The 15017-nt window shown below is 72.5% G+C and carries 13 protein-coding genes; 7 read left to right on the forward strand and 6 right to left on the reverse strand.

The genetic code is table 11. From position 1 onward, the window contains the following. Positions 1-999: a hypothetical protein gene (locus tag WMF12_RS00185; protein WP_437859083.1), complete on the forward strand. Its 999-nt coding sequence runs from the start codon at positions 1-3 to the stop codon at positions 997-999. Positions 1000-1057: 58 nt separating this feature from the next. On the opposite strand, the gene WMF12_RS00190 is transcribed toward WMF12_RS00185, so the two are convergent. Both WMF12_RS00190 and pgeF read right to left on the reverse strand, forming a co-directional pair. Further along, a complete protein-coding gene (locus WMF12_RS00190; protein WP_437743543.1) occupies positions 1058-2320 on the reverse strand; it encodes a bifunctional nucleoside/nucleotide kinase/histidine phosphatase family protein in 1263 nt (420 codons plus the stop codon). A gap of 9 nt (positions 2321-2329) precedes the next feature. After that, on the reverse strand, positions 2330-3142 hold the full coding sequence (gene pgeF / locus WMF12_RS00195) for a peptidoglycan editing factor PgeF (RefSeq protein WP_437859084.1): 813 nt from the start codon (positions 3140-3142) through the stop codon (positions 2330-2332). 86 nt (positions 3143-3228) lie between these two features. On the opposite strand from pgeF, the gene WMF12_RS00200 reads away from it, so the two are divergent. The 6 genes from WMF12_RS00200 to WMF12_RS00225 all read left to right on the forward strand — a co-directional run bounded on the left by WMF12_RS00200 (position 3229) and on the right by WMF12_RS00225 (position 10317). After that, positions 3229-4434 (forward strand): serine/threonine-protein kinase, encoded by a 1206-nt coding sequence (locus tag WMF12_RS00200; RefSeq protein WP_437743545.1) that lies wholly within the window; start codon positions 3229-3231, stop codon positions 4432-4434. A gap of 312 nt (positions 4435-4746) precedes the next feature. Beyond that, positions 4747-7440: a PBP1A family penicillin-binding protein gene (locus WMF12_RS00205; RefSeq protein WP_437859085.1), complete on the forward strand. Its 2694-nt coding sequence runs from the start codon at positions 4747-4749 to the stop codon at positions 7438-7440. Between the two features lie 192 nt (positions 7441-7632). Next, on the forward strand, positions 7633-8304 hold the full coding sequence (locus WMF12_RS00210) for a glutathione S-transferase family protein (protein WP_437859086.1): 672 nt from the start codon (positions 7633-7635) through the stop codon (positions 8302-8304). Between the two features lie 5 nt (positions 8305-8309). Beyond that, positions 8310-8633 (forward strand): hypothetical protein, encoded by a 324-nt coding sequence (locus WMF12_RS00215; protein WP_437743548.1) that lies wholly within the window; start codon positions 8310-8312, stop codon positions 8631-8633. Further along, positions 8630-8983, forward strand: coding sequence for a YciI family protein (locus WMF12_RS00220; protein WP_437743549.1), 354 nt, complete (start codon positions 8630-8632; stop codon positions 8981-8983). The genes WMF12_RS00215 and WMF12_RS00220 overlap by 4 nt, the downstream gene beginning before the upstream one ends. A gap of 2 nt (positions 8984-8985) precedes the next feature. Further along, the gene (locus WMF12_RS00225) at positions 8986-10317 is read left to right on the forward strand and encodes an RNA polymerase sigma factor (RefSeq protein ID WP_437859087.1); all 1332 of its coding nucleotides are present in this window, start codon (positions 8986-8988) and stop codon (positions 10315-10317) included. 11 nt (positions 10318-10328) lie between these two features. Here the strand turns inward: WMF12_RS00225 and WMF12_RS00230 are convergent, their stop codons facing one another. From WMF12_RS00230 to WMF12_RS00245, 4 genes are all read right to left on the reverse strand, one after another. Next, positions 10329-11615, reverse strand: coding sequence for an alkaline phosphatase PhoX (locus WMF12_RS00230; RefSeq protein ID WP_437859088.1), 1287 nt, complete (start codon positions 11613-11615; stop codon positions 10329-10331). A gap of 159 nt (positions 11616-11774) precedes the next feature. After that, entirely contained in the window at positions 11775-12482 is a 708-nt protein-coding gene (locus WMF12_RS00235) for a hypothetical protein (RefSeq protein ID WP_437859089.1), read from the reverse strand. Positions 12483-12610: 128 nt separating this feature from the next. Next, positions 12611-13618, reverse strand: coding sequence for a tetratricopeptide repeat protein (locus WMF12_RS00240; RefSeq protein WP_437859090.1), 1008 nt, complete (start codon positions 13616-13618; stop codon positions 12611-12613). Further along, positions 13605-14993 carry a serine/threonine-protein kinase gene (locus WMF12_RS00245; protein WP_437859091.1) on the reverse strand — a complete coding sequence of 463 codons (1389 nt, stop codon included), beginning with the start codon at positions 14991-14993 and terminating at the stop codon, positions 13605-13607. Before WMF12_RS00245 ends, WMF12_RS00240 begins: the two co-directional genes overlap by 14 nt. Between the last annotated feature and the right edge of the window lie 24 nt (positions 14994-15017).

Below are 15017 nucleotides of genomic sequence, written 5' to 3' on the forward strand. Positions count from 1 at the left end.
GTGCTCTCGCCCGACGTCCGCTTCGAGGGGTTCACCGCGACCGACTGGGTTCGCGTGCTGTCGTTGTTCCGGCCCAGGCGCACGGGCATCGAGGAGCGCGAGGTCGGCCGTCCGCGCGGAGGCGTCGTCGCGGTCCACGCGGGCGGCAGGCTCAGGAAGCTCGTGCACACGGACGCGGGCCGGCTCCGGATCGACGACGCGCAGCGCGCCCTCCCGCTCTCCGCGGAGGAGCTCGCCGCGAGCCACCACGCGAGCTGGGCCGCCGTGATTGAGGCGGGCGTCCTCGAGGCCATCGTGGAGCGGTTCGGGGCGCGGGTGCGGCGCGGCGACGATCTCATCGGCCAGTCGCTCCTGCTGCTGCAGCTCGCCCGCGAGGAGCTCCTCGCGGGCAGGATCGATCTCTGGCCGGCGAAGCTGCGCGGCGTGCCGATGCCCTCGGCGGGCGTCGTGCGCGGCACGCTGGAGTCGCTCGCCGGGGTCGGCAAGACGGTGGTGATCGGCCTGTTCGAAGGCGGGGAGCTCTGGACGAGCGTCGCGCTCCGCCGCGACGCCCGCGGGATCAACCTGATCCTCGGGCCGGACGAGGTGCGCGAGGACATGGGGCTGCTCGCGGGCGACTGGCGCCGCGATTACCGGCACCTCTCGCGCGCCATCGAGGAGCGGGCAGGGGAGCTGTCGCTCGGCTGCTTCGCGGAGGCGGAGACCATCCGGCAGCTCGAGGTCGACCCGAGCCCGGGCGCCTGGGCCAGGGCGGTGGCGGTGCGCGACGTGATCCTCGCGCCGGTGCCGGCCGCCCTCGCCATCCCGCTCGGGATCGACGCGGGGCGCGCGGCGCTCAGCGCGCTCCGCGCGCTCGTGGAGCGGATCGACCCGATGGGGATCGTGGCGCCAGCGGTGCGGGCGGTGCTCGAGCGGGCCGGCACCGACAGCGACATGGCCGCGATGCTGCCGTTCCACCCGCTGGAGCTCCTCCGCAAGCTGATCAGCCGGGATCGCTGAGCCGGCGCGGCCCCGCCGCAGCGCAGCCGGCGCCTCCAGCGCGGCCGCGCTGCCTGGCTCAGGGGTGCGCGGTGCTCGAGTCGCCGCCCTGGACGGCGGGCGCGAGCTGGAAGCGGCGCTCCTCGCAGGCATACGCCGTCGGGGTCAGCTCGATGACGGTGTGCAGCGGGATCGGCAGCGTCGGACACGAGGGCGCGGGGCGATCGACGAGGTAGGCGTAGAGCGCGCGCAGCACCGCCTGGTGGCCGATCACGAGCACGGGCGAGCGCTGGCGCTCGAGCTGGATGATCAGCGGGTCGAGGCGCTGGATGACGTCCTCGTACGACTCGCCGCGCGGGTAGCGGTAGCGGAACTTGTCGGCCGCGCGCGCGTGGAAGACCTCGGGCATCTGCTGGCGGATCTCCTCGTACGTCATGCCCTCGCAGACGCCCGCGTCGATCTCGTCGAGGGCGCGCCAGGCGACGTGGTTCTGCGTCATCGGGCGCGCGGTCTGGATGGTGCGGCGCAGCGTGCTCGTCCAGACGTTGACGTGCTCGTCGCCGGCGCGCTCGCGGATGAACGCGGAGAGGTTCTTCGCGTACTCGTCGCCGCGCGCGCTGAGATCCGAGTCGCCGCCGAGCAGCCCCTTCTCGTTGAACACGCTCTCCCCGTGGCGGGTCAGCCAGATCGGGTGCGGCGTGAGGTGCATGTTCATCAAGAGCGGGACGAGGCGCGCCGGCAGGTAGCCGTGGATGCGGTTCAGCACGACCTGGCGGCCGACGTCGATGATCTTGATGTAGCTCCGCTCCGGCTCGCCGAGCGGCTCGTACGCGCGGGCGTAGTGCGCGATGCGCGCGCGGAAGTCGCGCAGCGCCGCCTCCGGGTCGACGCCCTGGTAGTCCGGCGAGCGGAGCTTCGTCTCGCGGACGTTGGTCTCGATGATCGACTCGTCGTTGCAGATCGACTCGATGAAGACGACCGGGAAGCCGTGCGCCTGGCAGCGCTCTGTGACGAGGTTCCGGCGAGCGCGCGTGCTGTTCGTGGCGTCGTAGATCGCCACCTCGCCGCCGGAGCTGAGCCAGCCGATGAGGTCGTCGAGGGCGGTCATCGCCATGCCGAGGAGCGCCTGGCGTCCCTCGGTGTTGTTGGGGTCGAAGAACTGGTGCGGCTGCGCGGTGCCGAGGTGCGCGCGGCGGTAGTTGCCCACGTTGAAGAGCCGCGTGGGGTGGCCGAGCCACGACAGGTACCGCGCGATCTTGCGGGCGATGGACGTCTTCCCGCGGGCGGGCAAGCCCACCATGGCGAGCACGATCGGCGAGGAGTCGCGCGCGAGCGAGACCATGGGAGCGTTCTAGCCGATGACGGTACGGCCGGCGACGATGACGGAGAGCAGGCGGCCGCTGCGCTGTCCGTCGCGCCGGTACGAGAAGAAGCGGGCGGGGTCACACGCGGTGCAGCCAGGGACGTCCTCGACCGAGGTTGCGTCCAGGCCGACCTCGGTGAGCTGGGCCTTGAGGATGCGGCGGACGTCGACGTGCGGGCGCGCGCCGGAGGCCCCGCGGACGACGGCGGCGGCGCCCGCGCTGGAGCACGCGGCGAGATCGGCGGCGACGTCGTCGCCGACCTCGAAGCAGCAGGCCTCGATGTGCGGGCCGATGGCCGCGACGAGATCCGCGCCAGGGCCGGCGAGCGAGCGGAGCGCGCGGGCCGCCTCGACCACGACCCGGCGGACGGTCCCACGCCAGCCGCTGTGGACCGCGGCGACGGCGCCGGTCCGGCGATCGGCGAGGAGGATCGGGGCGCAGTCGGCGCTGCGGACACCGCAGCCGACGCCGGGTACCCGCGAGAGGGTCACGTCCCCCACCTCGCGGACGACGTCCTCGCGATCCTCCTCACCGGTGAGGACCCGCGCCTCGACGCCGTGGACCTGGCTGAGGAAATAGAGCCGCGCGGCCGGGATGCCGAGGCGCCGCGCGGCGCGCTCCAGGTTCTCCCGGACGGCGGCGGGGTCGTCGCCGAGGGCGATGGCGAAGCTCAGGGTGTCCCACGGGGGGGCGCTGACGCCGCCGCGCCGCGTGAAGAAGGCGTGCGAGAAGCCGGCGGCGGCGAGGAGCGGGCTCTCGAGCGCCTCGGCGGCCCCGGGGTCGTCGATTTTTACGGTCATTTTGGCTCCACGGCGGGATCCGCTGCGTCGGCTGCTTCGGTCATAGACGATACGGGTGGGTTGCGTGGTATTTTCCGGCTCCACGCATGGCTGCCGGTCCGGACCCGAACATCGGTCGAGATCTGCTCGGAGGGCAGTTCCAGATCCTTCAGAAGATCGGCTCCGGCGGCATGGGGTCGGTCTACAAGGCCGCACAGCCGGCGATGAACCGGATGGTGGCGGTGAAGATCCTCCACCCCAAGCTCGCGAACCGGAAGGATCTCGTGTCCCGCTTCCGCCGCGAGGCGCGGGCGATGAGCCACCTCACGCACCCGAACACGGTCAAGGTGCTGCTCTACGGCGAGCTCGAGGACGGCTCGCTGTACATCGTGATGGAGTACCTGGAGGGCAAGAACCTGAACCAGGTGGTCCGCAAGGAAGGGCCGCTGCCCGTCGAGCGCGCGATCCCGGTCCTCATCCAGGTCTGCGGCGCGCTGCAGGAGGCGCACATCCAGGGGATCGTGCACCGCGATCTCAAGCCCGAGAACATCTTCCTGTCGACCAACGGCGGGCTGAAGGACTACCCGAAGGTGCTCGACTTCGGCCTCGCGAAGGTGACGGAGCGCGAGCTCAGGCCGGGGTCGGTGATGCTCACGCAGGAGGGCATGGTCTTCGGGACGCCGGAGTTCATGTCGCCCGAGCAAGCGCAGGGCAAGGTGCTCGACGCGCGGAGCGACATCTACTCGCTCGCGACGATCCTGTACGAGGTGCTCACGGGCAAGCTGCCGTTCGAGGCGCGGACGCCCATGGAGTACATCCAGCACCACGTGACGAGGAACCCGATCCCGCTCGACGAGCGCGTCCCCGGGAAGCAGTTTCCGCCGGGGCTCGGCGCGGTGCTCGGCAAGGCGCTCGAGAAGCGGCCCGAGGACCGGTTCGAGTCGGCCGCGGAGTTCGCGGACGCGCTCAAGCCGTTCGCGGGCGGCGCGGGCAAGGGCTACACGGCGATGATGCCGAAGAAGGCGAACGCGGTGCTCGAGCAAGCGTCGAAACAGCACGCAGCCGCGCTCCAGGCGAGCAAGGCGCCCGCGTCGTCCGCGTTCAAGTCGCCGGCGAAGACGGTGAAGATGGTCCAGCAGCCGCCGGCGCCGTCCGCGAAGCCAGCGCCCGCGCCGGCGCCCCTCGCCAAGCAGCCCACCAAGGCGCCGGCCAAGGTGGAGGCGAAGCCGCTGCTCCTCGTCGGCATCGCGGCGGGCTGCCTGATCGCAGGCATCCTGATCACCATCGTGGCCATGCGGCTGTTCCAGGGCTGATCCTCCGCGAGCGCGCCCCGGATCGAGGCGGGCCTCCGCGGGCGTGCTAGCGTCGCCGCGCCGGCGCGCCGGGCGCTCTGGATGCGCATCGCCTGCGCCAGCGTTCACGGGGACGGCGTCATGGCCTCGGAGCAATCACGGAACCCAGGGGGAAACGAGAACGATCCGGTCAGGAAGACCGATGCGCCGGATCGGGCGTCGGATCCGCTGCGTCAGGCGTCGGATCCGCTGCGTCAGGCATCGGACCCGTTGCGTCGAGCGTCGGATCCGCTGCGTCAGGCGTCGGATCCGCTGCGTCAGGCATCGGACCCGTTGCGTCGAGCGTCGGATCCGCTGCGTCAGGCGTCGGATCCGCTGGCGCGGCGGTCGGGGCCGCCGGGGCGAGGGAGCGAGCCGCCGGAGCGGATCAGCAGGGCAACGCGGCCGGCGAGCGCGCCGCACATCGAGGGCGCGCAGCGCTTGCCCAGCCAGCCGGAAGGCGCGCCCCCGCAGGAGAGAGGCCCCAGGATCGCGACGTGGGCGAAGCGCATCGGGATCGCGCTCGCGGCGCTGCTCGTGCTCGCCGCCGCCACGATCGCGCTCGTCATCCGGCACTACGAGGCGGATCTCCCCTCGACCCGCGAGCTCAAGGACTACCGGCCCCCGCAGGTGACGCGCATCCTCGCGCGCGACGGGACGCGCCTCGGCGAGGTCTTCACCGAGCGGCGCACCGTGGTGCGCATCGGCGAGATCCCGAGCCAGGTGAAGCTGGCCGCGCTCGCCGCCGAGGACGCAGGCTTCTACGAGCACGCGGGGCTGAACTACCTCGGCATGCTCCGCGCGCTCGCGGTGAACCTCCGCTCGACCCGGGCCCGGCAGGGCGCGAGCACCATCACGCAGCAGGTCGTGAAGAACGTCCTGCTCACGCCGGATCGGACCTTCAACCGCAAGGCGCGCGAGATCATCCTCGCCCGCAAGATCGAGCAGGAGCTCACCAAGGACGAGATCCTGGAGCTCTACCTCAACAAGATCTACTTCGGCCACGGCCGCTACGGGGTCGAGGAGGCGAGCCGCTACTACTTCGGGAAGAGCGTGCGCGACGTGACGCTCGCCGAGGCCGCGCTGCTCGTCGCCATCGTGAAGGGGCCGTCGGTGTACTCGCCGCGGGTGAACCTCGAGCGCGCCGTGGCGCGGCGGGACTTCGTGCTCGATCAGATGCAGCGCAAGGCCTTCGCGGACGAGATCCAGGTGGCGCAAGCGAAGCAGGAGCCGGTCGTGCTCGCCATCGAGACCGAATCGCTCGCCGAGCTCGCGCCCGAGGTGGTCGCCGAGGCGCAGCGCGTGCTGCGCGAGCTCGTCGGGCCCGCCGCGCAGCAAGGCGGCTACACCATCACGACCACGATCGATCCGGCGATGCAGGCGGCGGCGCGCGCGTCCGTCCGCAAGAACCTCGACGCCTACGCGAAGCGGCACAAGCTGCTCGGCCCGCTCGCGCGGAGCAAGAAAGAGCCGCCAGCCTTCGATGGGACGCCCGCCGGCCACAAGGTCTTCCGGGGGGTCGTGATGGGCGCCGACGACGCGCGAGGGACGCTCTCGGTGCGCGTGGGCACGCTGGAAGGCACGGTCACGCTCCGCGGCGCGCAGCGGTACAACCCGAACGGGCTCCCGCCGAGCAAGTTCGCCGACGTCGACAAGGTGGTGCGCGTCAGCCTGATCGGCCCCGCGCCGGAGCCGGTCGTCGAAGCGGCCGCCGCAGGCCAGGACGAGGACGAGGACGCCGCCGGAGAGGCAGGGCGCGCCGCGCCCGCGGGCAAACCGGGGAAGCCCGCGGCCCCGGTGCCGCTGCGGCTCGAGCTCGGACCCGAGGGGGCGCTCGTCGCGATTGACGTGCGGACGCGCGAGATCGTCGCCCTCGTCGGCAGCTACGAGGCGATGCGCGGCGGGCTCGACCGGGCGACGTTCGCGCGGCGGCAGCCAGGATCGACGTTCAAGGCGTTCGTCTACGGCTACGGCATCCACGCGCGCACGCTGACGCCGGCGACGATCCTCGACACCGATCCGCTGGCCATCGCCGGGTACAAGCCGCAGAACTACGACGAGAGCGAGGGGAAGTCGCCGGCGCGGCTCCGGGAGGCGGCGGCGCACAGCGTGAACGTGGCCGCGGTGTCGGCGCTGTCGCGCGTCGGCGCCTCGAACGTGGTCGCCTTCGCCGGCGCGCTCGGCGTCCAGTCGAAGCTCGGCGCAGACCTGTCGCTCGCCCTCGGCGCCTACGAGGTCACGCCGCGCGAGATGGCCGCCGCGTACGCGAGCATCGCCGCGGGCGGCGTCCACGAGCAGCCTGTCCTGATCACGAAGATCGTCGGGCCCGGCGGGGTGGAGATCCCGCTGCCGCCACGCCCTCCGGGGCACCGCGTGATGGAGGAGGCGGAGGCCTACGTGCTCACGAGCGTGCTGACGTCGGTCGTGCAGAGCGGGACCGCCAGGCAGGCGCGCTCGCTGGGGCGCCCGATCGCCGGCAAGACGGGGACGACGAACCAGTCGAAGGACACCTGGTTCGTGGGCTACTCGACCGACATCGCGTGCGCCGTGTGGACCGGCTACGACGACGCGGCGCCGCTCGGCAGCGGTGAGACGGGCGCCATGGCGGCGCTGCCGGCGTTCGTGGACTTCATGAAGCAGGCGCACGCGAAGCGCCCGGCCGCCGATTTCCCGGTGCCGAACGGCGTCGTGCGCGTGAAGATCGATCCGCTGACGGGTCTCCTCGCGCGCGAGGGGCAGGAAGACGCCATCGAGGAGGTGTTCGTCGCCGGGACGGAGCCGACCGAGGAGGCGCAGGTGCCCGAGGCGGACGCGGGCGCGGAGCCGGCGGACGGCGTGGCGCCAGCCGAGCAGCAGGGCACCCCGCCGGCGCCAGGCGAGGGGCCGCGGCCGGTGGAGCCAGGGGCCGCGCCAGCGCCGGTCGAGTCGGAGCACGCGCCGGAGCCGGGCCCGCTGCCGACCGGCGAGACGGCGCCGCCGCCGTTCTGAGCGGCGCACAAGATCGGAGGGCTCGGAGGGGCGTCAGGAGCGACGGTGATGCCCCCAGGCCGAGGGCGGCGACACCGCCGGACGAGGAAAGCGCGAGCGCGGCATTTTTCCTGTCCGGAATGCGGGGCGCTCGACGTCTCGCTCCAGGAAGCGGCGGGCGGGGGCTCGCCAGCCTCCGAAAGGAGCCGATTTGTGAAACTTTACATCGTTCCGGGATCGCCCAACTGCCGCAAGGTCCAGGCCGTCGTCCACGAGCTGTCGGTGCCCGTCGAGACGATCCTCGTCGACTTCGCTACAGGCGCGCACAAGAGCCAGGATTACCTCGCGATCAACCCGAACGGCCTCGTTCCGAGCCTTGTAGACGGAGATCTGCGGCTCTGGGAGTCCAACGCGATCATGCAGTATCTTGCGGATGCCCATGGCGCGACGTCGCTGTTTCCCCGTGACCCCAGGCGGCGCATCGATGTGGTTCGCTGGCAGTGCTGGGAGCTCTCGCACTTCGGGCGTGCCCTCGGAGCGGTGCTCTTCGAGCGGTTGTTCAAGCCGCTCATGGGAGGGCAGCCCGACGAGGCGGTCGCCCAGCGCGCCCTCGAGCAGTTCCAGCCGTACGCGGCGCTGCTGGAGGCGCACCTGAAGGCGCGCGCATTTGTGGCCGGTGACGCGGTGACGCTCGCCGATTACTCGCTCGGGTGCCAGCTGCCCATGGCCGCCCTCGGCCGCGTCGACCTGGCGCCGTTCCCGAACCTCCGCGCGTGGCTCGCCCGGCTCGACGAGCGGGAAGCGTGGCGCGCGACCGCGATGCCGACCGCGATGGCGCAGGCGCTCGAGCAGGCGGCGCATCGCTCGGAGCGCGGAGGAGCGTGACGACAATGACGGGCGGAGCCGAGCTCTTCTCGCGGCTCTCCGAGCGGTGGGCCCTCGAGCCGAGCGTCGCGCGCAGCACGATGATGGGCTTCCCGTGCCTTCGCGTGGGGGGCCGGTTCTTCGCGTCGATCGACCGCGACGGGAGGCACCTCGTCGTCAAGCTCCCGGCGGCGCGTGTCGCTGCGGCGATCACCGCCGGTGAGGGGGCGGTGTTCGCGCCGAGCGGGAGGATCTTTCGTGAGTGGCTCGCGGTGCCGCTCGAGCACGCCGCGCGGTGGGAATCGTATCTGCAGGCGTCGTACGCGTTCGCGCGAGGAGATATCGGATGATCTATGTCCTGTTGATCCACAGCGCGCGCCCCGAGGGCGATCCGCTCCCCGCGGCGGACGAGCGCGCGGTGCTGGACCGTCACCGCGCCCTCCAGCAAGAGGCGACCGCGCGCGCCGAGCTGCTCGCCGTGGCGAGGCTCGACGGGCGAGACAAGGCGCGTACGGTGCGCGTGCAGGGGACGACCGCGACGATCACCGATGGGCCCTACATGGAGACCAAGGAGTGGCTCGTTGGCTTTTACCTGATCGAGTGCGCCGATGAGACCATCGCCGCGGCCCGGGCGCAGCAGATCTGCCCGGCGGATGGATCCGTGGAGATCCGGCCTGTCACCTGGCAGCGCACGCCGTAGTCATGGAGGGGTTCGCCCCGTTGCTCCGCCGCGCGTATGCGCCCGTGCTCGCGCGGCTGCTTCGCCACACGCGGGATCTGCACGCGGCGGAGGACGCGGTGCAGGAGGCCGTCGCCAGGGCCCTCGCGACGTGGCCAGAGCGGGGCGTCCCCGACGCGCCGGAGGCGTGGCTCGTGCGCGTCGCCACGAACATCCACAGAGACGGCTTGCGGCGGCGGTGCGGAGAGCAGCGGCACGCGACCGCGCTCGCGGCGCTCGCGGCGCGATGTCCCTGGTCCGAGGCGCTGCTCTCGGCGCCGGACGCCGCGCGGTGGCCGGACGATGTCCTGCGCCTCGTCGTCACCTGCTGCGATCCCGCGCTCGGCCTCGAGGAGCGGGCGGCGCTGGCGCTGTCGACGGTCGCGGCGCTCTCCACGGACGAGATCGCGCATGCGTTTCTGGTGAGCGCGCAGGCGATGGAGCGCCGGCTGACCCGGGCGCGCGAGAGGCTCCGGGAGCGGCGCAAGCACTACGAAGTCCCGCGGCTGGAGGAGGCGCCGGAGCGGCTCCACGCCGTGCTCGCGGTGATCCACCTCGTCTTCAACGCGGGATACTGGTCCCGTGGCGACGAGGCGCCGATACGTCGTGGCCTCACCCGGCTATCGATGCACCTGGCTCGGGCTCTCGACGCAACGCTGCCACGGGTACCCGAGGTGCAGGGCCTGCTGTCTCTGCTGCTCCTGCACGCGGCGCGCATGCCGGCCCGGACCGACGAGGAAGGGCAGCCCCGGAGCCTCGAGCAGCAGGACCGATCGAGGTGGGACAGCGCCGCGATCGACGAGGCCTGCGCGTTGCTGCGAGAGGCGCTCGAGCGGGGGCGCCCCGGCCCCTACCAGATCGAAGCCGCGATCGCGGCGGTCCACTGCTCGGCGCCGCGCGCCGAGGACACCGACTGGCTCCAGATAGCGATCCTCTACGAGTCGCTCGAGCAGCACCGCCCGGGCCCGATCGTGCGCGTGAACCGTGCTTTCGCGGTCGCCCGGGCGCTGGGCGCGGCGGAAGGGTTGAAGCTGATCGCGACGGCCATCGATCACCCGGCTCTGGCGCGTTACCCCTATGCTCACCTCGTCCAGGGCGTCCTGCTCGAGGAGACGGGGAGGGTGGATCAAGCGCTGGCGGCCCTCGAGCGAGCCCGCGATTGCGCGGCCAACGCCGCAGAGCGCGCGCAGATCGAGCAGCGCATCGACGCGCTCCGGCCGCGGGCCCTGTGCGCGGCCGCGCCAGCCCCTGACGCGACGATCGCGGCCATGGCCGCGCGCGGAGATCGCGCAGCGCGGATCCCCGAGCCCGAATGAACGAGCGCGCCTCACTCGCGAAGGGCGCCCGCCCCGGGGAACGGGCCCATGACCGCCAGCGTGAGGCCGTCCTCCTGCATGTTCACGAAGAGCGCCTTGCCGTCGGGCGAGAAGCACACGCCGGAGAGCTCTCTCATGCTCCGCGCATTGCGCGCGAAATCGAAGATCTGCCCGTCCAGCGTCACACCTCGAAGGTAGTTCCCTCGATAGCCATCCTCCGCCATGAAGAGCTCTCCCCAGGGGGCGATGGTGATGTTGTCGGGAGCGTCCAGCTCGTTCGTGTCCGTCGATTGCGCGACGACCCCGAGCGTGCCGCCATCTCCCTGGGGGACCAGCTGGAAGATCTGCCCGGCCCCGGCCGGGCCGCCGATCGTCGCGCAGATGTACACGACGCCTTGCGATAGGCAGACGCCCTCCCCGCGCCGGAAGATCGCGGCCCCCTTGGTCCGGGCCTCCGTCCTGACCGTGTCGTCGCGTGGATCGGGCTCGTCGATATCCACCCACGCGATCTCGCGCGGCTCCTCGAGCTCCCAGCCCGAGGTCTCGGCGTTGCGCGCTCCGACGACGCAGAGCGCCTGGAGCTTGCCCTCGAACGGAGCGGCGGGGTCCGCCGGCTTGAAGCGGTAGAAGCAGCCGTCCGGGCGATCCTCGGTCAGGTAAGCGATCCTCGTCGTGGGATCGACGACCGCCGCCTCGTGATGGAAGCGGCCATAGCCGGTCAGGCGTCGCGGGGCCTCCACCCTGGACGCGGTAGCCGCGCAGACGAAGACGTAGCCGTGGCGAGCGTCGACATTCTCTTCGCAGCTGAGCCAGCCCCAGGGGCTCGGGCCGCCCGCGCAGTTCCGGTTCGTGCCAGCGAGCACGAGATTGCTCGAGCGACGCTCGAACGTCGCAGCGTCCAGCACGAGCCTCGTGACGCCGCCCATGCTCGCCGCGTCGTACGCCTCCGCCGGCGCGCCCTGGCCGGATCGATACGGGCCAATGCCCTCATCAGCAGGCGAGTTCTCATGATTCCTGAGCAGGACGACGGTGCCGTCGGCCCCAGGAAAACACCCCATGCCGTCCGGCCGGCCGGGAACTCGGTAACCGTCGTCCATCTCGCCGCCTGCGCGCTCGAGGACCCGATACGTGAAGCCCGCAGGGAGGTCGAGGATGCCCGCCGGATCGGGCACGAGAGGCCCGAACCGGCCGGCCGCCTGCGTCCTCCGCGAGAAGATCAGCGAGAACGGTAGGGTCAGCGTCGCGGCTGCAGCTCCACCGACGCGCAGGAATGAACGCCTCGGGATGCGTCGTCGCATGGAGATGATCTACGTCGGAACACCATCACGCGAAAGGCACGGAAGGCAATTGCCATAGGGGCGCCGCGGGGCCGATGCACGAGAGGAACGCAGGGCCGCGCGCAAGGAGAGGTCGAGTCGGTGAGCGCGCTGGCCGGGACACACGCCACCTTCGTGGCGTCATCCCACCTGGCCTTCGTCAGCGACGTTACGGGCCAGGACCTTCGAGGACACCCGGCCGACGAGCCGCCGCAGGACCTGCTTCGCGCCGATCGCGCCGCCAGCGCCCACCGCGAAGACGAGAGGCGCCGCGGCGCCGCCGGTCACCGCGACGAGGCCCGCCGCGAGCAGCACGCCGGCGCCGGTCGCCACCGCGCCTGTCGAGGCCTCCTGCGCCGCGTGCGCGAGCGCTTCCTTCCTCGTCATCTCGCCTCGCTGGTAGGCCGTGACGCCCTCGTAGGCACCGAAGGCGCCGTCGATCACGAACCCGATGCCGGCCGCCTTGCCCGCGCCCTTCAGGACCTCCCGGCCCGCGGCCCTCATCGCCTCTCGGGCCAGCCCCTTCGCGACCGCGGCCGAGACGCCGTCGGTGAGCGCGGCCTGGCCCGCGTGTCGTCCCGCTGCCTGCGCGACGATCGCGGCGGCCTGCGTTCCGCCCTGATCCGCGATGATCTTCGCCGTCGTCTGCGCGCCCAGCGAGAGCCCGGGCGCGAGCGCGTCCACGACCGCCGTGGTGTTCTCGACCATCACGCGTCGCAGGCCCTCCCGCGCGCCCTCGTCGAGGAGCCTCTTGCCCGCCGCCGAGAACAGCGCCTCCGCCGCCCCGCGGACGGCGACCGCGCCGCTCCCTGCAATCGAACCAAGGATCTTGTTTCGCTGTGAGCTCATCTCGACCTCCCCGCCTCGCGCGCCCTCGCCTCGATCATGGGGTAGCGCCCGGGTGCGGAAAGACAAGCTCAGCGACCCGCGCTCCCACGCTGCCGCGTCACGGCCCGGTCGCGCCCGATCGCCGAACCTCAGAACCTCACGAGCAGGCGCGCGCCGAGGCCGCCCGGGGCTGGCGTGAGGACGAGCTCCGCCGCCGGCTTGCCAGGGGCCGGCGACGTGGGCTCGGAAGGGCTCAGCAGGAGCAGCGTGACGCCGGCGCCGATCCCGACCAGGCCGACGCCGGCGAAGACGCCGGCGAGCGTCGAGGCGGTCTTGCCCGTGTCGTAGTCGCCCTGGAGCGACGGCGGGCACTCGTAGGCGCCTCCGCTGGCAGGGGCGCACCCGTCCTCGACCGCGGACAGCGCGCCGGCGCGCACGGCCAGCGCCACGACGGTCGCGATCGCGCCAGCGCCGCCGACGCCGAGCGCGACGTAGCCGCCCATGCGAATGCCGCTGGCCGGCGTGCCGGAGGCGCTCGGCGCGGAGAGCGCGTCGCGCCCCGGGAGCGGCGCGGGCACGGCCAGCGTCACGACCTGACGGGCGCCAGGCGTGAGCTCGGCGCGCTCCGCGATCGGCGCGGCGCCGCCGTAGAACAGCTCGACCGTGTGGGCGCCGAGATCGCGCTCGAGCTCGACGCCGAGGAGCCTCGGGTCGAGGGGCTTGCCGTCCAGCACCACCTGGACCGGCGGCCGCCCCTCGGCGCCTTTCAGCCGGACGGTCAACGTCCCGACCTTGCTGCCGAGCGCCCGGTAGCGGGCCTCGGCGTCATCGCTCCACCCGGCGTACTTGGCCTCGTTGGACTGGAGCGCGGCGCGCCGGAGATCCCACCAGTCTCGCCTCGCCGAGGCATAGCGGCCGAGCTCCTCCTCGCACTCGGCGATGTTCCGGAGCGCGCCGAGCCCCTCGGGGTAGATCTCCAGCGCGCTCCGGAAGGCGATGACCGCCTGCTCGCACTGTCCGGTGCTCCGCAGCTCGCGCCCCCGGGCGAACAGCGTCTTCGCGTCCTCCTCGGCCCCGACGGCGAGCGCGCGCGCCGGCGCCGCCGCGAGCATGGCGACGCTGCAGAGCGTGATGAGCCGTCGCTCAAAAGGTCTCACTCTTGTCGATCTCCTTGCGGCGCCGGGGCACCGTGGGCGCGGTGGTCGCCGTCGCGCGCGGGGCGGCCCTGTCAGCCCCGGGGCGGCGCTGGGACGAGCGCGGCTGCGCAGGCGCTGCGGAGGCAGGCGGCGCGGGCGCCGCCGCGGAGGCCGGCGGCTCGGCCATGGCCGGCGGCTCGGCCGCGGCGGGCTGCTGCGGCGGGGGCGGCGAGCGCAGCGCGACCGCCTGGAGCGCGCCCCGCACGCCGGGGGCCATGAGCCGCGCCGGCTGCTCCAGGCGCGGCCGATCGAGCAGGCGCGCCGCCAGCGCGGCGGTCCCCCCGAGCGCGGTCAGGCAGGCCAGCGCCACGGCGGGCGCCACCCGAGGCCGCCGCGGCGGCGCGACCTCCGCGGGCCGCTCGGGCGGCGGCGCCGAGAGCGCGGCGTGGTAGGCCTCCACCATCTCGCGGATCGAGGCGAACCGCTGCGCCGGCCCCTTCGCGAGGGCGCGCGAGAACCAGGCGTCGAGCCCCTGGGGAAGCGATCGCCGGACCTCCGTGGCAGGCTCGAAATCGCGGGTGCTGACCGCCACGATGATCTCCGCGATGCTGTTGCCTTGAAAAGGCGTCCAGTCCGTCAGCACCTCATAGGTCAGCACGCCGAGCGCCCAGACATCGGCCCGCGCGTCGACCGCGAGCGGCGAGGCGAGCTGCTCCGGGCTCATGTAGTTCGGCGAGCCCAGCATGACGTCGGCCTCCGTCTCCTGCGGCCGATCCAGGCCTAGATCGCCGTGCAGCGCCTTGGCGATGCCAAAATCCGCGACCTTCACCGTCAGCTCCGCGCCGGGCGTGCCGACGAGCATCACGTTCGAAGGCTTCAGGTCGCGGTGCACGATGCCCATGTCGTGCGCCACGGTGAGCGCGTCCCCGATCTGATCAAGGATGTGCCCGAAGCGCACCGGATCGATCGGTCCCTTCTGGCGCACCTCGGCGAACAGCGTTCGCCCCGGGATGTGCTCCATCACCAGGTAAGGGATGTCGTCGTGGACCCCTGCGTCGTGGACCGCGACGATGTGCCGCGTGCGCGCGCTCAGGCGGGCCGAGATCTGGGCCTCGAACCGGAACCTCTCCAGGACGGTGCGGCTCCGCTCCGCGTCGCCGGTCAGCGAGGCGCTGAGGAACTTCACGGCGAGCTCGGTCTTGAGCGTGACGTGCACGGCGAGCCAGACCTCGGCCATGCCCCCGCGCCCGAGCGGTCGGACCAGCCGGTATTTGCCCTCGACGATCTCGTCGGGGGTGTGCTGCCAGATGTCCGACTCGTCGGCGCCGGCCTGACGAGCCGCCGCGCTCGGGCTGATCCGCACGGTCGGCGGTATGCGGGGCGTGGCGGCGTCCACGCCCGAAGGATAGTGGATGCTGCG

The sequence above is a fragment of the Sorangium sp. So ce363 genome (assembly GCF_051520435.1).
Classification (GTDB): Bacteria; Myxococcota_A; Polyangia; order Polyangiales; family Polyangiaceae; genus Sorangium; species Sorangium cellulosum_B.

Excerpts from the sequence above, each read along its gene's own strand:
- WMF12_RS00235 (WP_437859089.1), bottom strand. The coding sequence starts at position 12,482 with ATGAGCTCACAGCGAAACAAGATCCTTGGTTCGATTGCAGGGAGCGGC.
- WMF12_RS00200 (WP_437743545.1), top strand. The coding sequence starts at position 3,229 with ATGGCTGCCGGTCCGGACCCGAACATCGGTCGAGATCTGCTCGGAGGG.
- WMF12_RS00230 (WP_437859088.1), bottom strand. The coding sequence starts at position 11,615 with ATGCGACGACGCATCCCGAGGCGTTCATTCCTGCGCGTCGGTGGAGCT.
- WMF12_RS00190 (WP_437743543.1), bottom strand. The coding sequence starts at position 2,320 with ATGGTCTCGCTCGCGCGCGACTCCTCGCCGATCGTGCTCGCCATGGTG.
- WMF12_RS00215 (WP_437743548.1), top strand. The coding sequence starts at position 8,310 with ATGACGGGCGGAGCCGAGCTCTTCTCGCGGCTCTCCGAGCGGTGGGCC.
- WMF12_RS00220 (WP_437743549.1), top strand. The coding sequence starts at position 8,630 with ATGATCTATGTCCTGTTGATCCACAGCGCGCGCCCCGAGGGCGATCCG.
- WMF12_RS00225 (WP_437859087.1), top strand. The coding sequence starts at position 8,986 with ATGGAGGGGTTCGCCCCGTTGCTCCGCCGCGCGTATGCGCCCGTGCTC.
- pgeF (WP_437859084.1), bottom strand. The coding sequence starts at position 3,142 with ATGACCGTAAAAATCGACGACCCCGGGGCCGCCGAGGCGCTCGAGAGC.